The organism is Bradyrhizobium sp. CAR08 (assembly GCF_052871955.1).
This window is the reverse complement of the sequence record NZ_JBIXJX010000001.1, coordinates 608,636-625,738: the sequence shown is the minus strand read 5'-3', so window position 1 is coordinate 625,738 and position 17,103 is coordinate 608,636. Positions and strand designations below refer to the sequence as shown.

The 17,103-nt window shown below is 64.8% G+C and carries 16 protein-coding genes; 9 read left to right on the top strand and 7 right to left on the bottom strand.

The genetic code is table 11. From position 1 onward, the window contains the following. Positions 1-73: 73 nt before the first annotated feature. Both ACIPUD_RS02845 and ACIPUD_RS02840 read right to left on the bottom strand, forming a co-directional pair. Positions 74-925, bottom strand: a complete 852-nt coding sequence (locus ACIPUD_RS02845) for a 3-hydroxybutyryl-CoA dehydrogenase (RefSeq protein WP_085350558.1) — start codon at positions 923-925, stop codon at positions 74-76. Positions 926-1,183: 258 nt separating this feature from the next. Continuing rightward, positions 1,184-2,662 carry an FAD-binding oxidoreductase gene (locus tag ACIPUD_RS02840; protein WP_085384848.1) on the bottom strand — a complete coding sequence of 493 codons (1,479 nt, stop codon included), beginning with the start codon at positions 2,660-2,662 and terminating at the stop codon, positions 1,184-1,186. A gap of 222 nt (positions 2,663-2,884) precedes the next feature. Between ACIPUD_RS02840 and hisC the strand changes: the two genes are divergently transcribed. Together hisC and ACIPUD_RS02830 are read left to right on the top strand one after the other, a co-directional pair. After that, positions 2,885-3,937, top strand: a complete 1,053-nt coding sequence (gene hisC / locus ACIPUD_RS02835; RefSeq protein WP_085384862.1) for a histidinol-phosphate transaminase — start codon at positions 2,885-2,887, stop codon at positions 3,935-3,937. 222 nt (positions 3,938-4,159) lie between these two features. Next, the gene (locus tag ACIPUD_RS02830) at positions 4,160-4,858 is read left to right on the top strand and encodes an ABC transporter permease (protein WP_085384849.1); all 699 of its coding nucleotides are present in this window, start codon (positions 4,160-4,162) and stop codon (positions 4,856-4,858) included. Here the strand turns inward: ACIPUD_RS02830 and ACIPUD_RS02825 are convergent. Continuing rightward, on the bottom strand, positions 4,832-5,641 hold the full coding sequence (locus ACIPUD_RS02825; protein WP_085384850.1) for a substrate-binding domain-containing protein: 810 nt from the start codon (positions 5,639-5,641) through the stop codon (positions 4,832-4,834). The two genes, ACIPUD_RS02830 and ACIPUD_RS02825, sit on opposite strands and share 27 nt — an antisense overlap. A 173-nt stretch (positions 5,642-5,814) precedes the next feature. Here ACIPUD_RS02825 and ACIPUD_RS02820 point away from each other — a divergent pair, with 173 nt between their 5' ends. The 3 genes from ACIPUD_RS02820 (at position 5,815) to ACIPUD_RS02810 (ending at position 7,808) form a co-directional block, all read left to right on the top strand. Next, positions 5,815-6,087, top strand: a complete 273-nt coding sequence (locus tag ACIPUD_RS02820; protein ID WP_085384851.1) for a hypothetical protein — start codon at positions 5,815-5,817, stop codon at positions 6,085-6,087. 326 nt (positions 6,088-6,413) lie between these two features. Beyond that, complete coding sequence (locus tag ACIPUD_RS02815; protein ID WP_377791848.1) at positions 6,414-7,481, top strand: hypothetical protein; 1,068 nt, start codon at positions 6,414-6,416, stop codon at positions 7,479-7,481. Between the two features lie 60 nt (positions 7,482-7,541). Further along, positions 7,542-7,808 (top strand): TonB-dependent receptor plug domain-containing protein, encoded by a 267-nt coding sequence (locus tag ACIPUD_RS02810; RefSeq protein WP_198957639.1) that lies wholly within the window; start codon positions 7,542-7,544, stop codon positions 7,806-7,808. A gap of 11 nt (positions 7,809-7,819) precedes the next feature. On the opposite strand, the gene ACIPUD_RS02805 is transcribed toward ACIPUD_RS02810, so the two are convergent. Next, on the bottom strand, positions 7,820-9,136 hold the full coding sequence (locus ACIPUD_RS02805) for an alpha/beta hydrolase (protein WP_085384854.1): 1,317 nt from the start codon (positions 9,134-9,136) through the stop codon (positions 7,820-7,822). On the opposite strand from ACIPUD_RS02805, the gene ACIPUD_RS02800 reads away from it, so the two are divergent. Next, on the top strand, positions 9,129-9,404 hold the full coding sequence (locus ACIPUD_RS02800) for a hypothetical protein (RefSeq protein ID WP_083926599.1): 276 nt from the start codon (positions 9,129-9,131) through the stop codon (positions 9,402-9,404). The genes ACIPUD_RS02805 and ACIPUD_RS02800 overlap by 8 nt on opposite strands. Positions 9,405-9,411: 7 nt before the next feature. On the opposite strand, the gene hutU is transcribed toward ACIPUD_RS02800, so the two are convergent. Genes hutU through hutI form a run of 3 tightly spaced genes read right to left on the bottom strand, consistent with a single transcriptional unit; the run spans position 9,412 to position 13,863 of the window. Then, a complete protein-coding gene (gene hutU, locus ACIPUD_RS02795) occupies positions 9,412-11,079 on the bottom strand; it encodes a urocanate hydratase (RefSeq protein WP_085350669.1) in 1,668 nt (555 codons plus the stop codon). A 13-nt stretch (positions 11,080-11,092) separates the two neighbouring features. Beyond that, positions 11,093-12,649, bottom strand: a complete 1,557-nt coding sequence (gene hutH / locus ACIPUD_RS02790) for a histidine ammonia-lyase (protein WP_446480077.1) — start codon at positions 12,647-12,649, stop codon at positions 11,093-11,095. Continuing rightward, a complete protein-coding gene (gene hutI, locus ACIPUD_RS02785) occupies positions 12,649-13,863 on the bottom strand; it encodes an imidazolonepropionase (RefSeq protein ID WP_446480076.1) in 1,215 nt (404 codons plus the stop codon). The genes hutH and hutI overlap by 1 nt, the downstream gene beginning before the upstream one ends. Positions 13,864-13,962: 99 nt before the next feature. Between hutI and ACIPUD_RS02780 the strand changes: the two genes are divergently transcribed. From ACIPUD_RS02780 to ACIPUD_RS02770, 3 genes are all read left to right on the top strand, one after another. Continuing rightward, positions 13,963-15,321 (top strand): formimidoylglutamate deiminase, encoded by a 1,359-nt coding sequence (locus ACIPUD_RS02780; RefSeq protein WP_446480075.1) that lies wholly within the window; start codon positions 13,963-13,965, stop codon positions 15,319-15,321. Further along, on the top strand, positions 15,318-16,046 hold the full coding sequence (hutC, locus tag ACIPUD_RS02775) for a histidine utilization repressor (RefSeq protein ID WP_085350550.1): 729 nt from the start codon (positions 15,318-15,320) through the stop codon (positions 16,044-16,046). The genes ACIPUD_RS02780 and hutC overlap by 4 nt, the downstream gene beginning before the upstream one ends. Before the next feature lie 106 nt (positions 16,047-16,152). Then, positions 16,153-17,097 carry an ABC transporter substrate-binding protein gene (locus tag ACIPUD_RS02770; RefSeq protein WP_446480074.1) on the top strand — a complete coding sequence of 315 codons (945 nt, stop codon included), beginning with the start codon at positions 16,153-16,155 and terminating at the stop codon, positions 17,095-17,097. The last annotated feature ends 6 nt before the right edge of the window (positions 17,098-17,103 follow it).

Genomic DNA, 17,103 nt, shown 5'->3' with positions numbered 1-17,103 from the left:
CGGCGTCTTTGTCGCAGCGCAAATCGCGGTGTCTGGCGGCGAGCACACTCAACGCCCGCCGCCCGCGCCGTTGTCAGGCGCTGTAGGTATAAAAGCCCTGCCCCGTCTTGCGGCCGAGATGGCCGGCATCGACCATTTCCTTGAGCAAGGGGGCCGGACGGTATTTGGGGTCGTTGAAGCCTTTGTAAAAGACCTCCATCACCGACAACATGGTGTCGAGCCCGACGAGATCGGCGAGCGCCAACGGGCCGATCGGATGGTTGCAGCCGAGCTTCATGCCGGCATCGATCTCTTCCGCCGTCGCAATCCCCTCCTGCAGCGCGAAGATCGCCTCGTTGATCATCGGACAAAGGATGCGGTTGACGGCAAAGCCCGGGCTGTTCTTGGCCGTGATCGCCACCTTGCCGACGCGCTTGGCAAAATCGAGCGCCTTGGCGTGGGTGTCGTCGGAGGTCTGCAAGCCGCGGATGAGTTCCAGCAGCGCCATGACTGGAACCGGATTGAAGAAGTGCATGCCGATGAATCGGTCGGGACGGTCGGTCGCCGCGGCGAGCTTCGTGATCGAGATCGACGAGGTGTTCGTGGCGAGCAGCGTGCGTGGCGACAGCGTCGCACAGAGATCCTTCAGGATCTTGACCTTGAGTTCCTCGTTCTCGGTCGCGGCCTCGATGACGAGATCGCAATCGACGAGCTTGGCGCGGTCGGTGGTGCCGGTGATGCGCTTGAGCGTGGCGTCGCGATCGCCCGCCGACATCTTCTCCTTCTTGACCAGGCGCTCGAGGCTGCCGCCAACCGTCGAAATCCCGCGGTTCACTGCCGCATCGGAAATATCGACCATCACGACCGAAAGCCCGGCCGCGGCACAGATCTGCGCGATGCCGTTCCCCATGGTGCCTGCCCCGATGATGCCAACGCTTTGGATCATTGCCTCAAATCCTTCATCCTTGCGGACGTGCCATGCCGGCCCGCCCCTTTGTTCCTGCATCAGGGTCTAGCACCGCCCCCGGGCGGGTGCGACCTGATCCTGTTCCTTCCTTAAAGCATCCAAGGCGGGAATAAAGCCGCCTTTCGGCCGCCACACGGCATGATTTGACGCCCCCGGCTGTTTGGCCCGGCCTATCCGCGGCATCCGTCTCCGTGAGCGCCGAGCGTTCGGGAGCACCGGACTTGAGGTGGGCACAGCTCAACCGAGACGAAGCACCTTGCCCGGATTCATGATGTTCTTGGGATCGAGCGCCCGCTTGATCGTGCGCATGATGTCGAGCTCGGTCCGAGAGCGATAGTGCTGGAGCTCGTCGAGCTTCTCAATGCCGATGCCATGTTCCGCCGAGATCGAGCCGCCCATGGAGGTGACGAGGTCGTTGACGGCCCGTGTGATGGCCGCGGAATATTGGGACAGTGTACCGAGATCCATGCCCTTCGGACCCATGAAGGAGAAGTGCACATTGCCGTCTCCGATGTGGCCGAGCGGATAGGGGCGGATCGCCGGCAGGATTGCGAGTACGGCCTCGAAACCGCTGGCGATAAACTCGGGAATCCTGGAGACCGCCACCGACACGTCGTAGCTCAAGCCCGGACCTTCGGTGCGCGATGCCTCGGCCACGCTCTCGCGAATCCGCCACATGTTGCGCGACTGCGCTTCGGTTTGCGCGATCACCGCATCCAGCACCCGGCCCGCCTCGAGTTGGTCGGCCAGGAACTGCTCCATCCTGTCCGACATGCCCGTGCCTCCGTCCTGTCGTGGCCGGGCCGATGACCATTCGAGAAGGAGATACCATTCGGTCTCGGCCTTGAGGGGATCCTGGGTGCCGGGAATGTGGCGCAGCACCATGTCGGTGCACGCGCGGCTGATGAGCTCACAGGAGCCGACATTGTCATCGGAAGCGGCATGCGCCTCCGACAGAAGGTCGATGGCTGCCTTGGGATCGCGAATTGCGAGCCATGCCGTGCACACGTCTTTCGGCGCCGGCCAGAGTTTCAGCACCGCCTTGGTGATGATGCCGAGCGTCCCTTCGGCGCCCATGAACAGATGCTTGAGGTCATAGCCGGTGTTGTCCTTCTTGAGTGCGCGCAGGCCGTCCCAGATATCGCCGTTAGCCAGCACGACCTCGAGACCCAACACCAGATTTCGCGCATTGCCATAACGCAGCACCTGCACGCCGCCAGCATTGGTGGACAGATTGCCTCCGATCATGCACGAGCCCTGAGCACCGAGGCTGAGCGGAAAGAGGCGGTCGTGGCGCGCGGCTGTGTCCTGAAGCGTCTCGAGGATGCAGCCCGCCTCCACAGTCATGGCATAGCCGACGGGATCGATATTCAGCACCTGGTTCATGCGACCAAGCGACAGCACGATGCCGCGGTGCATGGGCCACGGCGTGGCACCGCCCATCAGGCCGGTGTTGCCACCTTGCGGAACGATGGCAATGCCGTTGTCGTAGCAGAGCTTGACGACAGCGGAGACTTCCGCGGTGATGGCCGGACGCACGATCGCCGCGGCCTGCCCCGCCAGCGTGCCGCGCCAGTCGGTCACGAAGGGCAGCTTGTCCTGCTCGTCCACGATCAGGCCTTTGTCGCCGACGATGGCCCGCAAGCGGTCGAGAACGGCTGACGTCACCGGCGCGCTCGGAATCGAGGGGGCGGTGGGAAGGGCTGCACCCGGCATATGTTCCTCTCTTTTCGGCCGTTGCGCGCCTTGGGGCGCGCCGGCCTTCGTTCTTTTTCATTCTGGGCGGTGGTGCAATGACCCTAGCATAGGGGTCGCGCTTGCGGGAACGTCTCCGGCAGTAAGCCTCGTGCGGATTTGCCTGCAATGCTGAACGCAGGCGCACTTCCACCGGGCTCCCGCATACCCTACTGTGCCCCGATCAAATTCGGATTGGAGCTCATGAGCCGTTTCTGGAGTCCAGTCGTCCACACGCTTTCGCCCTATGTCCCCGGCGAGCAGCCCAAGCAGGACGGCATCGTCAAGCTCAATACCAACGAGAATCCCTACCCGCCCTCGCCGCGCGTGCTGGCGGGGATCGCATCGGCCGCAGAGCGGCTGCGCCTTTATCCCGATCCGCGCGCAACGCGCCTGCGCGAGGCCATCGCGGCCCATTGCGATGTGGCGCCCGAGCAAGTGTTCGTCGGCAACGGCTCCGACGAGGTGCTGGCCCACACCTTCCAGGCACTTCTGAAGCACGAACCACCGCTTCTATTCCCCGACGTCACCTACAGCTTCTACCCTGTCTATTGCGGCCTCTATGGAATAACGCATGACGAGGTGCCGCTCGATGCTGCGATGAGGATCGATATCTCCAACTACAGGCGACCATCGAGTGCCATCCTCCTCTGCAATCCGAACGCTCCTACCGGCATCGCCCTTCAGCGCGACGCAATCGCATCGCTGCTGGCCGAACAGCAGGACCGGCTGGTGGTGGTGGATGAGGCCTATGTCGATTTCGGCGCCGAGAGCGCCGTGCCGCTGGTTGCACGCCACGACAATCTGCTGGTTATCCAGACTTTCTCGAAGTCGCGCTCGCTCGCTGGCCTGCGGGTTGGTTTTGCAATCGGCCAACGACCGCTGATCGAAGCGCTGGAACGGGTGAAGGACAGCTTCAACTCCTATCCGCTCGATTGCCTCGCGATCGCCGGCGCCGTCGCCGCGATCGAGGACGACGGCTGGTTCCGAGACACCCGTGCCCGTATCATCGCAAGCCGCGAAACCTTGGCCCGCGATCTCAGACAACTCGGCTTCGATGTGCTGCCGTCGCTCGCCAACTTCGTTTTCGCGCGCCATCGAAGCCGGAGCGGAGCAGATCTCGCGGCAGCGCTTCGCCAGCGTGGCGTTCTGGTGCGGCATTTCGGAAAGCCGCGCATCGAGGACTTTCTGCGCATCACGGTCGGGACGGAGGCCGAGTGTGCCCGGCTTGTTGAAGTGCTGCGCGGCTTGATTTGAGCACCAACGGTCCCCGCATCGGGCAACGTCAAACGATGAGGCCGAACGCCACCTCGGGCCATGCCGCGCAAGGCTTTGATCTCCGGTCAAATTCGGGGTACCAAACCGCTCCGCCGCTGCCTTGCATGACGATGCCCTCAGGGAAATATACGTGAATCACCTCCGCAGTCCCGAAATCCGCGCACCCGAGGCATCGTGGCGGGCGCCGAAGCTCGGGCACGGATGAACGACTTCGCGCGATCCATCGGCGCCGCATTCACACTGATCGGCGAGGCCGACGCAGAGCTTTTGGGCATCGTCGGGCTGTCGGTGCGCGTCAGCCTGACCGCCAGTATCCTCGCCCTTCTGATCGGGGCGCCGTTCGGGGCGCTGCTTGCGATCACCCGGTTCCGTGGGCGGCAGGTCATCATCGTCCTGACCAATGCCTTGCTTGGCCTTCCGCCGGTCGTGGTCGGGCTCGCGCTCTATCTTCTGCTGTCGCGCTCCGGCCCGCTCGGGGCCGCCGGCCTGTTGTTCACGCCAGCGGCCATGGTGGTCGCGCAGACGCTGCTCGCCACACCCATCGTGGTCGCACTGGTGCACCGGCCGGCGAGCCTGCTGTGGGCGGAGTATGGCGACCTGGCGCGGATCGACGGGCTGTCAACGCTACGCAGCATCGGCTTGCTGTTCGCGCTGGGCCGGACCTCGCTGCTGACGGCCTTTCTCGCAGCCTTCGGGCGCGCGATCGCCGAGGTCGGCGCCATCCTCATCGTCGGCGGCAACATCCGCGGTTTCACGCGCACGATGACGACGGCGATCGCGCTGGAGACCAGCAAGGGCGACCTGCCGCTGGCGCTCGGGCTCGGGTTGATCCTGCTCGCACTCAGCGTCGCAGTGTCGACCATCGCCTTCCTGCTAGTGGGACGCGTCGGGGAAAAATAGCTGCTCGCCCCCGATCTTGTAGCCGGCGATGGTCTCCTGCCCCCCAGGAGAGATCAGCCAGTCGATGAAGGCCTGCCCGTCCCGCGCCTTCACGTTCATATGCTTGGCCGGATTGACCAGCATGACGCCGTACTGGTTGAACAGCCGCTTGTCGCCTTCGGTGAGGACGGCGAGCTCGCCGCGATTCTTGAATGACAACCAGGTGCCGCGGTCCGACAGGAGATAGGCGTTCAACGACGACGCCATGTTGAGTGCCGGGCCCATGCCCTGCCCGATCTCGCGATACCAGCTGTCCTTGGCGGCACCGAGGTCGATGCCTGCCTCCTTCCACAGCCGCAGTTCGGCCGCGTGCGTGCCGGACTTGTCGCCGCGCGAGATGAACGGCGCCTTCACGGCCGCGATCTTGCGCAGCGCCTCGGCCACGTCCTTGCCGCCGGCGATCTTGGCGGGATCGCTCTTCGGCCCGACAATGACGAAGTCGTTGTACATGACGTCGAAGCGCTTCACGCCCTCGCCTTCGGACATGAACTTGTCTTCGGCGGGCTTGTCATGGACGAACACGACGTCTGCATCGCCGCGCCGTCCGATGTCGAGCGCCTGGCCCGTGCCGACGGCCACGACCTTCACGTCGATGCCCGTGGCCTTCGAGAATAGCGGCAGCAAATAGCCGAACAGGCCCGACTGTTCCGTTGATGTCGTCGAGGCCACGGTGATGGCGCGCTCCTGCGCGATTGCGATCGTGGACCAGAGCAGAACCGCTCCGAGAGTCATAATCCTTTTCATGCCTCGTCCTTACACCAGATGCCCGATGTTCCAAACTCTGCCGTCGATAGAGCCGCACAGGGAACCTCGACAAGCGCCTCAGCGCGCTTGGTCATCATCCTCGCGACGCCCCCCTGTGAGGAACGTCCGCTCCGCGGGCAAGTTGTCCTCGAGTCAACCCAGGAGGAAACCAGATGAAGAAGATCATTTTGGCATCCGCATGCATCATGGCGCTGGCGACCGGCGGCGCCTTCGCTCAGACACAACCCGCCCCAGGCGCATCCGGCCAGGGCGACGTGGGCCCCTCGTCGCGGGGCCCCGCGACGAAGGGCATGACGACCGGCGCGTCGTCGAACATGCAGAACGAGGCCGCCGACAGCAAGGGCAAGCAGACTCCGTCGGCCGGCGGCAGCAACACCAATAACATGGGCAGCCAGGCCGGCGGCGGCGCTGGCTCCGGAAAGTAGCCTGGCATCGATCGGAATTCTGGAGAGGGGGCGATCGTCCCCTCTCCAGAAGTCTTCGTTGCATCAAAGCTTGTCGACGTCATACGCGAAGGTCTTGGTGTCGAACGAAGCGTATTGACGGTACTGCACCTTGATTACGGTCACGTCGATTACACTTACGTCGGCATTACAGTCACGCCGACTAAATTGCAGCCGTGCGCTCTGAAAAGCGTGAATGTTCTGCAATTGGTCCCACCTACATTGACATCAGTGTGACAGCCGGGGATTTTTACATTGCTGGCGAATCAGCGATGGCCTCAAGCCGAGTACCTCTTGGACAACTCCCAGTGCTTTCGAGACTGATATCGTTGCTGCGCCGCATTCCCGCGGTGAAATGGGCGTTCGCGCGGCTTCGGCCCGCGCCGCATGGCGGCAGCATCGACGTCGCGCCTGAGACGGCAGACGCCTCACCCGGCATTGTTGCCGAAATTGCAGACACGGCTCCGGCTCTCGACACCAGCATCAGCGCGGATCCGTCGCACTGCGACGCCGCCGTCGCGGCTTCAGCCGTCGAAGACGACGCCTCCAGCCCTGTCATCGCGGAGAGCCCGTCGGAAACGCTAGCCGATGTCAGCGGCAGCGACGATTCATCCCAAGAGACGCCGACGGAAGTCGAGCCGATCGTCGTGGAAGCTTCGGTTGCGACCATCGACGTCGAGCGCGAGCCGGTTGACGTCCCCGAACCCATCATCAACAGCGATCCAACTTCCGAACTCGCGGACGACGTTGAGCCCGTCGTCGCGGAGAAGGCCTCTTCTGTCGATGTCGAGGTCGCTCCGGTTGACGCTATCGCTCTGGTCGTCGACGTGGATACTTTCTCGACTCTGGACGACATGTGTGTCGCGTTCGCCGATCGCGATATCTCGCGGGAGCATGTCCCTGAGGATAGCATCGAGAGCGATCCCTCCCCCGGCGCCGCCGAAGACTCCACCGAGACCCTCGGCGTCGTCACAACTATCGAGCCGGCTCCGGCCCTCGTGTCTCCGGCTCCGGAGATCCCGTATGCACGGAAAGCTCGCGCGAGAGCCGCAGAGCCCGCCGACCGCGGCGCGCTGATCCGGCAGCGCTGGGCGGAGACCGGGATCAGGATGTGGAATCCGCGCCTCCACGGCGTCGGTGATGCCACGCTGAACATCCAGGGCAGCGTCGGGCTGCTGCCGCCCGCGCCCGGCGAGACGATGCCGCGCTACGACAAGCTGGAATTCCGGATGCTCGGCGGACAGATCGTCTGCGAAGGCGTGATTGTCGAAGCCCCCGCACATGCAAGCCAGCGCAGTTTTACGCCGCTCGCCGAGCCGGGGAAACTCGATCCGGTCCGCGAATTAACGCGGAAACGCCAAGCCGCTCTCGCCTGACCCTTTATTCCAGCGACGACCAGCCCATGCTAGGCTAACGCCCTGAATTTGGGAGATCGCATGCGCGCAAAATCTTTGCGACTGGTCGTGATTGCCGCCCTCTGCGTCTCGCAAGGAGCCTTCGCCGCATCCAGTAAACGCCATGCGCCCACGACCGATCAGGCCTCATCCTACAAGGCCGACCGCCTCTCCTCTTCGCGCGGAGAGACGATCCTCAACACGCCCGGCCAGACCACCGTGCTGACGCGAGAGGTCCTCGACGACAAGAACGCCACGAGCCTCAAGGACGCCATGCGCTCGACCGCCGGCGTGACAATCGGGCGCTAGGCCACTTTCGCTCAGGGGATAGGATAGCCCTTCCAGACCCACTCCAGCGCCGACGGCAGCGTCTGCGCGATCGTGGGACGGTCGACGTGCTTGGCGTTGCGTACGAACAGAAACTGATAGTGGTAGCCCTTCTCCGCCAGCACCTTGGCCATCAGCGCGTTGGAGAGGGTCCAGTCGTGCATGCCGTCGGGAATAGTGGGGTTCGGATAGAACAGGTCCTGGTCGCCGCCGAAGAACCAGAACCGGATCGGCTTGGTCGGCGCAGCGACGATCAGCGGCAGGCCGGGCGGCTCGGCCGGCGTGAGCACGCCCGCCTTGGAGATGAGATTGGGTGTGGCCGGCCCCGTCCATGCGCTGTGATACTCCCAGGCACCGCCGCGCAGCGACGGGTCATGCGGCCATTGCTGGTTGACCATGGTCGGCGAGAACGCCAGCACGCGGTGATAGAGATCCGGATAGAACCACGCCATGGTGAAGGCTGCCACACCGCTCGAACTCAGCCCCATGGTCGCACGCCCGTCGGGATTTCTGGTCAGCTTGACATCGGCGTTCTTTTCGACCAGCGGCAGCACTTCACGCTCGACGAACTGCGCGTAGGCACCTGACACCGCGTCATATTCGCGGCCACGCTGACTGCCCTGTGCGTCCTGCCCGCCATTGCCGATCTGAATCGCGATCATCGGCGGCACGCGGCGCTGCGCAATCAGATTGTCGAGCGTGACGGCGAGGTCCTTGTAGGCGTTGGAGCCGCCGTCGCCGACCACGATGAACGGCGCCTCGCTGCCGCGCACATATTGCGCCGGCACATAGACGTCGATGGTGCGCGACCAGACGCCGGGATGGCTGGTGGTGACGATCATGTGCGACTTGTCGTCCGGCGCCGTGACGGTCGTCATGATCGAGGAATTGGTGCAGCCGGCGGCGTCATCGCGGATCAGGCCAGGATTGTAGATGGTGCTCTCCTTCGACGACAGCGTGAAGGACTTTGTCGTCCCACGCGGCACGCCCTCCTTCGCGATCGTCTCCGGCGCAGGATTGTGGGTGGGACCGATGATGAAATTGCCCTCGGCACCCGGTGGCGGCAGCGTTCCGTCAGGAAGCTCTGTGGCGCGTGGATAATTGGGATTGGATGGATCGCGCGTCGGAGGCGCCGTCTTGAAGTCAAGACCCGTCGTATCAATGAAGAACGGGCCCGCCTTGTCGGTGGTGTTGGCCCCAGGCGGCACGGCCATGTTCTGGGTGACGCAGGCCGGCTGCGAGAAGGCAATCGAAGTGAAGGAGACGACGGAAATCAGCGTCCCCGCAAGGACGGAGAATGATTTGGTCATTTCAGCTCCCGATACCGACGAGTCTTTCTGGCTCGCCTTGGCGCAAAGTATGACGAGCCGACTGTGCGCGGTCAAACCTCAGCCGGCCGCGTTGCGGCTATGGCCGCCATGCTCAAAACGGGCAGGCACGGTTACTCCAGGCCGGCTGGGATGCGACTTCATCCAGGGCTACTACTTCGCAAAGCCCATGCACGGCGACGCGATCGACGAGTATCTCGCAAAGGAACGCCAGCGCCTCGGCAGCGCCGAAGCCAGGGTCGTGGCCTAAGTCGCGCCTAGCGCAGGCTCGGCAGGTCGAGCCCTTTGTCGCGGGCGCAGCCGATCGCGGTGTCGTAGCCCGCGTCGGCGTGGCGCATGACGCCGCTGGCAGGGTCGTTCCAGAGCACGCGCGCGATCCGCTTCGCCGCTTCCGGCGTACCGTCGGCGACGATCACCATGCCGGCATGCTGGGAATAGCCGATGCCGACGCCGCCACCGTGATGCAGCGACACCCAGGTCGCGCCGCTGGCGCAATTGAGCAGGGCGTTGAGCAAGGGCCAGTCGGACACAGCGTCCGACCCGTCCTTCATCGCTTCGGTTTCGCGGTTGGGGCTCGCCACTGAACCGCTGTCGAGATGATCGCGGCCAATCACGATGGGTGCCTTCAATTCGCCGCGCGCCACCATCTCATTGAAGGCAAGGCCCAGGCGATCGCGATCGCCGAGCCCGACCCAGCAGATCCGCGCCGGCAGGCCCTGGAACTTGATGCGCTCCCTGGCCATGTCGAGCCAATTGTGCAGATGCTTGTCGTCAGGCATCAGCTCCTTGACCTTGGCGTCGGTCTTGAAGATGTCCTCGGGATCGCCCGACAGCGCGGCCCAGCGGAACGGCCCGACGCCGCGGCAGAACAAGGGACGGATATAGGCGGGAACGAAGCCGGGAAAATCGAAGGCATTCTTCAGGCCCATGTCCTGCGCCATCTGGCGAATATTGTTGCCATAGTCGAGGGTCGGAATGCCCAGTGCATGGAAATCCAGCATGGCCTGGACGTGCTCAACCATCGAGGTCTTCGAGGCGCGCTCCACGGCCTTGGGGTCGGCAGCGCGCTTGGCTTCCCACTCGGCGAGCGTCCAGCCCTTCGGCAAATAGCCGTTGATCGGATCGTGCGCGCTGGTCTGATCGGTGACGATGTCGGGCCTGACGCCACAGCGGACCAGCTCGGGAAAAATCTCCGCGGCATTGCCGAGCAGGCCGACCGAGACCGCCTTCTTCGTCTTCGCTGCGTCGGCCATGATCGCAAGCGCCTCGTCCAGCGTTGCGGCCTGGCGATCGAGATACCCGGTGCGCAGACGCATCTCGATGCGGCTCGGCTGGCATTCGACCGCCAGCATCGAGGCCCCGGCCATGGTCGCAGCCAGCGGCTGCGCGCCGCCCATGCCGCCGAGACCGGCCGTCAAAATCCATTTGCCGGCGAGGCTGCCGCCATAGTGGCGGCGGCCAACTTCAACGAAGGTTTCGTAGGTGCCCTGCACGATGCCCTGGCTGCCGATATAGATCCAGGAACCCGCCGTCATCTGGCCGTACATCATCAGGCCCTTGCGATCGAGCTCGTTGAAATGATCGAGCGTCGCCCAGTGCGGCACGATGTTCGAGTTCGCGATCAGGACACGCGGTGCATCGGCGTGGGTCCGGAAAACGCCGACCGGCTTGCCGGACTGGACCAGCAGCGTCTGGTCGTCCTCGAGCTCGCGCAGCGAAGCAACGATCCGGTCAAAGCTCTCCCAGTCGCGCGCGGCGCGGCCGATGCCGCCATAGACGACGAGCTCGCTCGGACGTTCTGCAACGTCGGGATCGAGATTGTTCATGAGCATGCGCAAGGGAGCTTCCGTCAACCAGCTCTTGGCGCTGATTTCGCTGCCGCGGGGCGCGCGGATGGTGCGTTCATTGTCCAGTCGGCGGTTCATGCGGAACACCTCGTCAGGCAAGTGTCGGAAACGGGTCGGTTGAAAGCTTGGCGAGCGCCGCAGCCGGCAGCGCGTCGGCTTCGACCAGCGCTGCAGCCCTGGCGAGATCGCCGGCCATGTAGCGGTCGGCGCCGAGCTGCGGCACCTGCTCGCGCAGTGCGGCGATGACGGCGGCGAGCGGCGCGCTGGTCGCATGCGGCGCGCGCAGCGTGATGCCTTGGGCGGCGACCAGCAGCTCAATGCCCAGGATGGTGGCGAGATTGTCCGCCATGTCAGACAGGCGCCGTGCAGCATGCGCGGCCATCGAGACATGGTCTTCCTGATTGGCGCTGGTCGGCGTCGAATCGATCGAGCACGCGGCCGCGCGCTGCTTGTTCTCGGCATAGAGTGCGGCCGCCGTCACCTCGGCGATCATGAAGCCGGAATTGATACCGGGATCGGGAGTGAGGAACGGCGGCAGGCCGAAATTGAGCGCGGGATCGACCAGCGTCGCGATGCGCCGCTCGCTGATCGCGCCGATCTCCGACAGCGCCAGCGCGATGGTATCCGCGGCAAAGGCCACCGGTTCGGCATGGAAATTGCCGCCGGAGACGATCTCGCCAGTCTCGACCAGGACGAGCGGATTGTCGGTGACGGCATTGGCCTCGATGATCAGCGTCCGCGCCGCCTGCACGATCAGGTCGAGCGCCGCGCCTGCGACCTGCGGCTGACAGCGCAGGCAATAGGGATCCTGCACGCGCTCGTCGCCTTCGAGATGCGACAGGCGGATGTCGCTGCCGTCGAGCAGCGCCATCAAGGTTGCCGCGGCCGCGATCTGTCCCGAATGGCCGCGCAGCGCCTGGATTTCGGGGCGGAACGGCGCCGTCGAAGCCATCGCGGCATCGACCGACAGCGCGCCGGTGACGAGCGCGGCGCGGGCCAGGCGAAATGCGCGCAGCACGCCGGAGACGGCGTAGGCAGTGGAGAATTGCGTGCCGTTGATCAGCGCGAGCCCTTCCTTGGGACCGAGCGTCAATGGCGGTAGGCCGGCTGCGGCCAGCGCGTCGCTGCCTGATACGCTCTTGCCGTCGACGAACGCCTGTCCTTCGCCGATCATCACAGCGGTCATATGCGCGAGCGGCGCGAGATCGCCAGAAGCACCGACCGAACCCTGCTGCGGCACCAGCGGTGAGACGCGCCGCGCCAGCATGGCCTGCAGCTGCTCGATCACCTCGCGGCGCACGCCGGAAGCACCGCGCCCGAGCGAGATGATCTTCAGCGCCATCATCAGCCGGACAATCGGCTCGGGCGTCGCCGCACCGACGCCGCAGCAATGCGAGACGATGAGATTGCGCTGGAGCAGCGCGGTCTGGTCAGGTGGAATCCGCTTCGACGCCAGCTTCCCGAAGCCGGTGTTGATCCCGTACACGGGGACGTCGGCTCGCGCAGCCCTTGCAACGATCCCCGCGGCCGCGTCGACGCGCGGCCAGAACGAGGGATCGAGAACGACAGATGCGCCTTCGAGCACGCGCGCGAGATCGTCGAGGCTAACCGTTCCCGGCTTGACGACGATCGCTGCGCTCTCCTCCATCACTGTCCCCTCCACACCCGGCGGTGAAGCGGATTGAAGCCGATACGGTACACCAGCTCGGCGGGGCGATCGATGTCCCAGATCGCAAGGTCGCACCATTTGCCGGCCTCTAACGTGCCGGTATCATTGAGCACGCCGAGCGCTCGCGCGCCTTCGCGGGTGACACCCACAAGGCACTCGGCCACATTCATCCGGAACAGCGTCGCGCCCATGTTCATGGCGAGCAGGAGCGAGGTCAGCGGCGAGCTGCCCGGATTGCAGTCGGTCGCCAGCGCCATGGCAACGCCGTGCTTGCGGAACGTCTCGACCGGCGGTTTTTGCGTCTCGCGGATGAAGTAGAAGGCGCCGGGCAGCAGCACGGCCACCGTTTGAGCTTTTGCCATCGCCGCTGCACCGGCTTCGTCGGTGTGCTCGAGGTGATCGGCCGAGAGCGCCGAGAATTTTGCGGCGAGCGCAGCCCCGCCGAGGTTCGAGAGCTGGTCGGCATGCAGCTTAACCGGAAGTCCGAGCCGCCTCGCCGTCTCGAACACCCGCGCCGTCTGCTCGCCGGAAAATGCGATCCCCTCCATGAAGGCATCGACGGCATCGGCGAGGCCCGCCTTCGCGACCGCCGGCAACATCTCCCTGCAGACGAGATCGATGTAGCGATCCTTGTCGCCATCGGCCTCTGGCGGCAGCGCATGCGCGCCGAGAAACGACGTGCGGATCGCGACCGGCCGCTGACGGCCCAGGCTTCGCGCGGCGGCCAGCTGCCGCATCTCGGTCTGGGTGCCCAAGCCGTAACCGGACTTAATCTCGACCGTGGTGACGCCCTCGCCAATCAGCGCATCGAGCCGCGGCAGCGCGTGTGCTACGAGTTCGGCCTCGCTTGCCTTGCGCGTCGCGGCTACTGTCGAGACGATACCGCCGCCGGCGCGCGCGATCTCTTCGTAGCTCGCGCCCTTCAGGCGCAGCTCGAACTCATGGGCGCGGTTGCCGCCATAGACCAGATGGGTGTGACAATCGACGAGACCGGGCGTGATCCAACGCCCTCCGCAATCGATCCGGTCGGCTGCATCGGCGCTCGCCGGAAAATCGGTCTGCGAACCCGCATAAGCGATACGGCCGCCGCGCGCGGCGATCACGCCGTGCTCGATCTCACCGAGATCGGGACGGTCGGCCCGCATCGTGGCGAGCCGGGCGTTATGCCAGATCCGGTCGAAGCGCTCTGCCATGCAACTGTCCCTTCGCGGATGCCCCTGCGCCCTGGGATGCTTGACTTATATGTCTAGACATATAATCGTGTCGCGGTTCTGTCCAGCCGGCATGGAAACATGACACGACTGCATTTCGCCTCCGCGCTCCTTCCCTCGGGCTGGGCCAATGACGTGCAGGTGGTGATCACCGCCGGCGCGATCGCCGAGGTGACGCCGGGCATGGCCCCGGTCTCCGGCGACGAACGCCACGACATCGCGCTTCCGGGACTTGCGAGCCTGCACAGCCACGCCTTCCAGCGCGGCATGGCGGGTCTCGCAGAACTGCGCGGCGATAGCACCGACACCTTCTGGACCTGGCGCGAGACGATGTACCGCTTCGCGCTGGCGATGACGCCTGACGACGTCGCAGCGGTCGCGACACTGCTTTATGTCGAGATGTTGGAGCAGGGTTTTACCCGCGTCGGCGAATTCCATTATCTGCATCATGATCGCGACGGCTCGCCCTACGCCGACATCGGCGAAATGGCCGCACGCATCGCGCAGGCCGCCGAAGCTTCGGGTATTGCGCTGACGCTGCTGCCGAGTTTTTATGCGCATGGCTCATTTGGGGGCGCAGCACCGCATGCCGGCCAGCGCCGCTTCATCTGTACGGTTGATCAATTTTCCGCACTGATGGCTGCCTCGCGCAAGGCGATTGAACGACTGCCGGGCGCGAATATCGGCATCGCGCCGCACAGTTTGCGCGCGGTGACGCCGGCCGAGCTTGCACCGATCATTCCACTCGCGGAGGGCGGCCCGGTGCACATTCATGCCGCCGAGCAGGTGAAGGAAGTCGAGGATTGCCTGGCGTGGTCCGGACGACGTCCGGTGCAATGGTTGCTGGAGCACGCACCCGTCGATCAACGCTGGTGCCTCATTCACGCCACCCACACCACGGACGAGGAAGTCCGCGCCTTCGCTAGGACCGGCGCGGTCGCCGGCCTCTGCCCCATCACCGAGGCAAGCCTTGGTGATGGCATTTTCCCGGCGCGCGAATTCGTCGGTGCCGGCGGTGCCTTTGGCGTCGGCACGGATTCCAATGTGCTGGTCGGCGTCGCCGACGAGCTGCGTCAGCTCGAATATGGCCAACGGCTCAAGCACCGTGAACGCAACGTGCTCTCTGCCGGCGCAGGCCGCTCGACGGGACGCGCCCTGTTCGATCATGCGCTTGCAGGCGGTGCGCGGGCACTAGCCCAGATGTCAGTCGGTCTGACGCCAGGTGCACGCGCCGACATCGTCACGCTCGACATCACGCATCCCTCGCTGGCGGGGCGCGCGCGCGATGCCGCCATCGACGGCTGGATCTTCGCTGGGGGCAACGGCGCGATCGATTGCGTCTGGGCCGGCGGCGACAAGGTCGTCGCAGGCGGGCGGCACAGACTGCGCCAGGCCGCGCGCGAACACTTCAACGCATCGGTGCGGAGGCTCGTCGCATGAGCCTCGCCACAGATGCCGGCGACAAGCCGACGCTCTACAAGCGGATCCGCGCCGATATCGAGAAGCGCATTCTGACCGGCGAGTGGCCGCCCGGGCATCGCATCCCGTTCGAGCACGAACTGGTGGCGCGTTACGGCTGCTCGCGCATGACCGTGAACAAGGCGCTGTCGGAGCTCGCGCAAGCCGACCTGATCGAGCGGCGGCGACGTGCCGGCTCCTTCGTCCGCCGGCCGCAACACCAGTCCGCTGTGCTCAAGATCGCCGACATGCGCGCCGAGATCACCGCGCTCGGGCGCGATTACGGCTACGAGCTGATCGGCCGCAAGCTCCGCGCCGCGACTGCGGCCGACCGTGACCGCCTCGGTGTCAAGAAGGCCGGCAAGGTGGTCGCGATCACCTGCCGCCACAGCGCCGACAACGTGCCTTTCGCCGTCGAGGACAGGCTGATCGATCTCGCGTCGGTGCCGGATGCGGCGGCCGCAGATTTTTCACGTGAGCCACCCGGCTCATGGCTGCTTCACCATGTTCCATGGACAGAGGCAGAGCATACGATCAGCGCTATCGTTGCGGACGATCGCACGGCCGAAGCGCTCGACATCGCCGTCGGCGCGCCCTGCCTCGTGATCGACCGCTATACCTGGCGCAGCGCGCGCACGATCACCGCCGTGCGGCTGCTCTATCCCGGTGACTCTCACCGCCTTGTCGCCCGATTCAAGGGAGGCTGAGAGGACGATGTCGGCACAAATCGTGCAACGTTTCGGGCAACGGTCCATGAGGACCGACCAAGATCAACAGGACGTCAATCCATCGATCGGCAAGAGGACGACAATCATGCGTAGTTCGAAAGTATTTGCGGCAGTCATTGCACTTGCGGTCTCCACCCCCGTGCTCGCCGACGACGTCAAGGTCGGCGTCGGCATCTCCGGATGGACCGGGTTCGCGCCGCTGACGCTGGCGAAGGAAGCCGGCATTTTCAAGAAGAACGGCCTCGACGTCACCATCAAGAAGATTCCGCAGAAGGATCGCCATCTCGCGATCGCGTCCGGCGACGTCCAGTGCGCGGCGACCACCGTGGAGACCTGGATCTCCTGGAACGCCAACGGCGTCGCGACCAAGCAGATCTTCCAGCTCGACAAGAGCTACGGCGCCGACGGCATGGCCGTGCGCAACGAGCTTGCCGCGATCAAGGATCTGAAGGGCAAGACGGTTGCTGCTTCCGCGCCCGGTACCTCGCCCTATTTCGCGCTGGCCTGGATGCTCAAGAAGAACGGCTTGTCGGTGAAGGACGTCGCTGTCGTGAACCTCGAGCCGGCGGCGGCGGCACAGGCCTTTGTCTCCGGCCAGAACGATGCCGCGATGACCTATGAGCCGTATCTGTCGACGGTTCGTGCCGCCCCCGACAAGGGCAAGATCATCGCGACCACGCTCGACTATCCGATGGTCATGGACACGTTCGGCTGCACGCCGAAATTCCTCACCGAGAACCCGAAGGCCGCCAAGGCGCTCGCCGACAGCTATTTCGAGGCCCTCGACATGATCGCCAAGGACCAGGCCAAGGCCTACGAGATCATGGGTGCCGACGTGAAGCAGAGCGGCGAGGCGTTCGGCAACTCGGCAAAATATCTGCGCTGGCAGGACAAGGCCGCGAACCAGAAATTCTTCGCCGGCGATTTCCTGACCTTCAACAAGGAGGCCGCCGACCTCCTGCTCGAGATCGGGATCATCAAGGCCGCGCCGAAGGTCGAGGATCTCTTCGACGCCAGCTATATCAAGTAAATCTCC

What these genes read in the sequence shown, in the direction of transcription:
- ACIPUD_RS02820 (WP_085384851.1), top strand. Translation starts at nt 5,815, where the DNA reads ATGAAGAAGATCATTTTGGCATCCGCATGCATCATGGCGCTGGCGACC.
- hutI (WP_446480076.1), bottom strand. Translation starts at nt 13,863, where the DNA reads ATGGCAGAGCGCTTCGACCGGATCTGGCATAACGCCCGGCTCGCCACG.
- ACIPUD_RS02840 (WP_085384848.1), bottom strand. Translation starts at nt 2,662, where the DNA reads ATGCCGGGTGCAGCCCTTCCCACCGCCCCCTCGATTCCGAGCGCGCCG.
- ACIPUD_RS02770 (WP_446480074.1), top strand. Translation starts at nt 16,153, where the DNA reads ATGCGTAGTTCGAAAGTATTTGCGGCAGTCATTGCACTTGCGGTCTCC.
- hutU (WP_085350669.1), bottom strand. Translation starts at nt 11,079, where the DNA reads ATGAACCGCCGACTGGACAATGAACGCACCATCCGCGCGCCCCGCGGC.
- hutH (WP_446480077.1), bottom strand. Translation starts at nt 12,649, where the DNA reads ATGGAGGAGAGCGCAGCGATCGTCGTCAAGCCGGGAACGGTTAGCCTC.
- ACIPUD_RS02830 (WP_085384849.1), top strand. Translation starts at nt 4,160, where the DNA reads ATGAACGACTTCGCGCGATCCATCGGCGCCGCATTCACACTGATCGGC.
- hutC (WP_085350550.1), top strand. Translation starts at nt 15,318, where the DNA reads ATGAGCCTCGCCACAGATGCCGGCGACAAGCCGACGCTCTACAAGCGG.
- ACIPUD_RS02810 (WP_198957639.1), top strand. Translation starts at nt 7,542, where the DNA reads ATGCGCGCAAAATCTTTGCGACTGGTCGTGATTGCCGCCCTCTGCGTC.
- ACIPUD_RS02805 (WP_085384854.1), bottom strand. Translation starts at nt 9,136, where the DNA reads ATGACCAAATCATTCTCCGTCCTTGCGGGGACGCTGATTTCCGTCGTC.
- ACIPUD_RS02825 (WP_085384850.1), bottom strand. Translation starts at nt 5,641, where the DNA reads ATGAAAAGGATTATGACTCTCGGAGCGGTTCTGCTCTGGTCCACGATC.
- ACIPUD_RS02845 (WP_085350558.1), bottom strand. Translation starts at nt 925, where the DNA reads ATGATCCAAAGCGTTGGCATCATCGGGGCAGGCACCATGGGGAACGGC.
- ACIPUD_RS02780 (WP_446480075.1), top strand. Translation starts at nt 13,963, where the DNA reads ATGACACGACTGCATTTCGCCTCCGCGCTCCTTCCCTCGGGCTGGGCC.
- hisC (WP_085384862.1), top strand. Translation starts at nt 2,885, where the DNA reads ATGAGCCGTTTCTGGAGTCCAGTCGTCCACACGCTTTCGCCCTATGTC.